The sequence below is a fragment of the Salipiger sp. genome, assembly GCF_059781815.1.
Genome location: NZ_JBYNAH010000332.1, coordinates 1 through 3,559 on the forward strand (window position 1 = coordinate 1; position 3,559 = coordinate 3,559).

The window sequence follows — 3,559 nt, forward strand, 5'->3', positions numbered from 1 at the left end:
TGATCGGCGCCGGTATCCCGATGCTCGAGTCGCTCGAGATCCTGCGCGAGCAGGGGAGAGGAGAGCGCCGTGGTGGCGGTAAGTGCGAGGAGAAGGTTCTTCATTCGTCCGTTCCGTCCCTTGGTGGTGCCCGGTGTAACGCCCGGGCGAGAAAACAAAAAAGCCGCCGACTGATCGCGACACTGGAGGTGGTCGCGGCAGTCGAGCGGCTTTGCTCGGATATCCCAAACTTTGGGAGAATTTCGGGAGGCCGGCGCCATTGCAGGCCTCGTGGAGCGTCTATGCCAGCGACTCGTCTGCGCGATCAATTAAAAATTCGCCGCAAGCGCATGTTTAACCGGGCGGTCAATTTCGCGATGCTGCATTTGCACAAAAAAGTCGCGTCAGTGCTTCGACGGCTCGAAAATGCGGCCATCGAAAAACGAATCCGGCCCGAGGAAGAGCCGCCCCGACACCGAGGCGACGGCGGTCTCTTCGGCCAGCGCGCCCTCCATCTTCGAGGAAGCCCCCGGCAGCTCGGCCCGGGTCGGCTCCAGCGCCTCGCGGAAGAGATCGCTGCGGAACACGGCGCGGGCGGCGCGTGCGGCGGTGGGCCGGTCGAGCCCGGTCCGCGCGGCAAGCTGCATCCCGATCCACTCCGCCTGACTGCGCCAGGGGAAGGTGGCCGCGCCATGGTGGAACTCGACGAAGCGCGGGACATGGCGTTCTTCGCCCTGGCCAGAGATCACCAGCCGGCCGTTCAGCGCCCGGTCGAGGATCTCGGACGGCAGGTCGAGATATTGCTTCCGGCTCAGCAGCTCGGCGGCAAGCGTCGGCGAGCCGGGCTCGGCCAGCCAGCGCCCGGCGCGCCAGACCGCGCGGATCAGACGGCCCAGGAGGTCGGGCTCGGCGCTGGCCCAGTCGCTGCGCACCGCCAGCACCTTCTCGGGGGAGAAACTCCAGATCGCGCTGCCCGGCAGCAAGAGCGTGCCGACGCCGTTCTCGACCGCGATCGAGCCCCAGGGCTCGCCGACGCAGAAGGCGTCGATCTCGCCCGCCTGCATGGCATCGGCCATCAGCGAGGGCGGCACGGTGCGGATGTCGACGCTCTGCGGCGCCGGCAACCCCAGCGCCGAGAGCCAGTAATAAAGCAACTCCGCATGCATCGAGAACGGGAAGGGCACGCCAAGCCGCAAGGGCTGGTCCGCCACCGCGATCAGCGCCTCGCCTGCGGCGCGGGCGTCGTTGAAGGCGAAGTCATGGCCATGGGCGCGCAGCTTCTCGGCCAGCATCTGGCTGACGCCGATGACATTGCCGTTCACGCCCAGCACCGAGACCGCCGAAAGCGGCGTGCCGGTGCCGCCAAGCCCCAGCGCCGAGGCCACCGGGACCGGCGAGAGCATATGCGCGGCCTCGACCCGGCCAAAGCTCAGCATGTCGCGCACCGAGGACCACGAGGGCGCCCGGCGCAGATCGAGCGCGATGCTCTCCTCGGCGGCAAAGCCCATCTCATGCGCCACGATCAGCGGCGCGGCATCGATCAGGGGCAGAAAGCCCACGGACAGGGTCGCTGCGATCATCCCAGCAGCCCCGCTGCCGTGACCAGCGCCGCGGCGACCTCGGCCACGCGCTTGCCCTGATCCATCGCGGTCTTGCGCAGCAGCGCATAGGCCTCGTCCTCGTCGACGCCGCGGGCCTTCATCAGCATGCCCTTGGCGCGGTCGATCATCTTGCGTTCCTCGAGCGCGCGCTTGGTCTCGGCCAGCTCGGTACGCATGCGCTGGAACATGCGGAAGCGCGCGATGGCGGCATCCATGATCGGCTTGACGCGTTGCGGCTTCATGCCGTCGACCACGTAGGCCGAGACGCCCGCCTCGATGGCGGTGTCGGTCAGCCCCTCGCCGTCGCGGTCGACGAACATCGCCACGGGGCGGTCGAGCGGGCCGGAGGCCAGCGCCAGCTCTTCGAGCGTGTCGCGCGACGGGCTTTCCACGTCGATCAGCACCACGTCCGGGCTCAGCGCCTGGATCTTGCGGGCGAGGCCTGTGGGCTCGGAGATGACGTGAATGTCGTAGCTGCCCGCGTCGCGCAGGCTGTCAACGATCAGAAGGGCGCGGTCGCGGTCGGGTTCGACGACGACGATGGAGAGAGAGGCACTCATGGGCTCAGACACAGCAGCGTTGGAGCGGGAAGTAAAGCTGGCCTTTGGTGCGGGTGCCGATCAAATTGGCGCTTTGCCCGTTTTCTGGGCGGCTTTGACCTGCACATGCCCTGTGCAACGGCGCGGCTTTCTGTCGGTGCCGCGAGGGCTATGTTGCAGCGCAAGGACGGCGCGCGGACAGCGAAGCAGACAGGACTAAGATATGGAACTCGGACTTTACACGTTTGGCGATATCGGCACCAACCCGGTGACCGGCGAAAAGGTCGATGCGCGCAAGCGCCTCAACGACCTGATCGAAGAGATCCGCCTTGCCGACGAGGTCGGGCTCGACATCTTCGGCCTCGGCGAGCACCACCGTCCGAACTATGCGATCTCCTCGCCTGCCACGGTGCTGGCCGCCGCCGCCTCGGTGACGAAGAATATCCGCCTGAGCTCGGCGGTGTCGGTGCTGAGCTCGGATGATCCGATCCGGGTGTTCCAGCAATTCGCCACGCTCGACAACCTCTCTGGCGGGCGCGCCGAGCTTATGGTGGGGCGCGGCAGCTTCATCGAGAGCTTCCCGCTCTTCGGCTATGACCTCGACGATTACGGAGACCTCTTCGAGGAAAAGCTCGCCATGTTGCTGGCGATCAACGAGCGCGAAAAGCTGAACTGGCGGGGCACCAAGCACACGCCCAAGGTCTCGGGCCTCGGCGTCTATCCACGCCCGGTCGACGACAAGCTGCCGATCTGGATCGCCGCGGGCGGCACGCCGCAAAGCATGGTGCGCGCCGGCGCGCTGGGCACGCCGCTGGCGCTGGCGATCATCGGCGGCGAGCCGCGCCGCTTCGCGCCGCTGGCCGATCTTTACCGCCGCGCCGCCGAGCAGTCGGGCAATGCCGACAAGGCGCGCGTTTCGCTCAATGTGCACGGCTTCGTGGGCGAGGACGGCAAGGCCGCGGCCGACCTGTTCTACCCGGCGCAGAAGTCGGTGATGGACCAGCTTGGCCGCGAGCGCGGCTGGGGCCCGCAGAGCCGGGCGCAATACGATGCCTCCTGCGGCCCGGAAGGGGCGATGTTCGTGGGCTCGCCCAATCAGGTCGCCGACAAGATCCTCGGCCTGCGTGAGGATCTCGGCTTTGACCGGGTCACCATCCAGATGGCGATCGGGGTGATCGAGCATGCCGAGATGCTGAAGGCGATCGAGGTGCTCGGCACCAAGGTGGCGCCGCTGCTGCGGCAGGGCTGACCGCCGCCGGGGCGGGAGGCGCGCCGCTCAGAGCGCCGCCGCAATCTTCTCCGCTCCCAGAGCGCCGATGAGGATGGAGGGCGCATTGGTGTTGCCGCCGACGATGCGCGGCATCACCGAGGCATCCGCCACCGACAGCCCCGCCACACCGTGCACGCCCATGGTCTCGGGATCGACCACCGAGAGCGCGT

Annotated in this window: 4 protein-coding genes; 1 reads left to right on the forward strand and 3 read right to left on the reverse strand. The window is 67.7% G+C overall.

All coding sequences use genetic code 11. The annotated features are described in order from the left end of the window. Positions 1-383: 383 nt before the first annotated feature. Positions 384-1,559 (reverse strand): ABC transporter substrate-binding protein, encoded by a 1,176-nt coding sequence (locus tag AC6RA4_RS24080; protein ID WP_500164633.1) that lies wholly within the window; start codon positions 1,557-1,559, stop codon positions 384-386. After that, positions 1,556-2,140 carry an ANTAR domain-containing response regulator gene (locus tag AC6RA4_RS24085; RefSeq protein ID WP_500164635.1) on the reverse strand — a complete coding sequence of 195 codons (585 nt, stop codon included), beginning with the start codon at positions 2,138-2,140 and terminating at the stop codon, positions 1,556-1,558. Before AC6RA4_RS24085 ends, AC6RA4_RS24080 begins: the two co-directional genes overlap by 4 nt. 202 nt (positions 2,141-2,342) lie before the next feature. Here AC6RA4_RS24085 and AC6RA4_RS24090 point away from each other — a divergent pair, with 202 nt between their 5' ends. After that, the gene (locus AC6RA4_RS24090; RefSeq protein ID WP_500164637.1) at positions 2,343-3,368 is read left to right on the forward strand and encodes an LLM class flavin-dependent oxidoreductase; all 1,026 of its coding nucleotides are present in this window, start codon (positions 2,343-2,345) and stop codon (positions 3,366-3,368) included. Positions 3,369-3,395: 27 nt separating this feature from the next. Here AC6RA4_RS24090 and AC6RA4_RS24095 read toward each other — a convergent pair. Beyond that, positions 3,396-3,559, reverse strand: a 164-nt coding sequence (locus AC6RA4_RS24095) for a GMC oxidoreductase (protein ID WP_500164639.1), incomplete at its 5' end; no start/stop codon positions are given.

What these genes read in the sequence shown, in the direction of transcription:
- AC6RA4_RS24090 (WP_500164637.1), top strand. Translation starts at nt 2,343, where the DNA reads ATGGAACTCGGACTTTACACGTTTGGCGATATCGGCACCAACCCGGTG.
- AC6RA4_RS24085 (WP_500164635.1), bottom strand. Translation starts at nt 2,140, where the DNA reads ATGAGTGCCTCTCTCTCCATCGTCGTCGTCGAACCCGACCGCGACCGC.
- AC6RA4_RS24080 (WP_500164633.1), bottom strand. Translation starts at nt 1,559, where the DNA reads ATGATCGCAGCGACCCTGTCCGTGGGCTTTCTGCCCCTGATCGATGCC.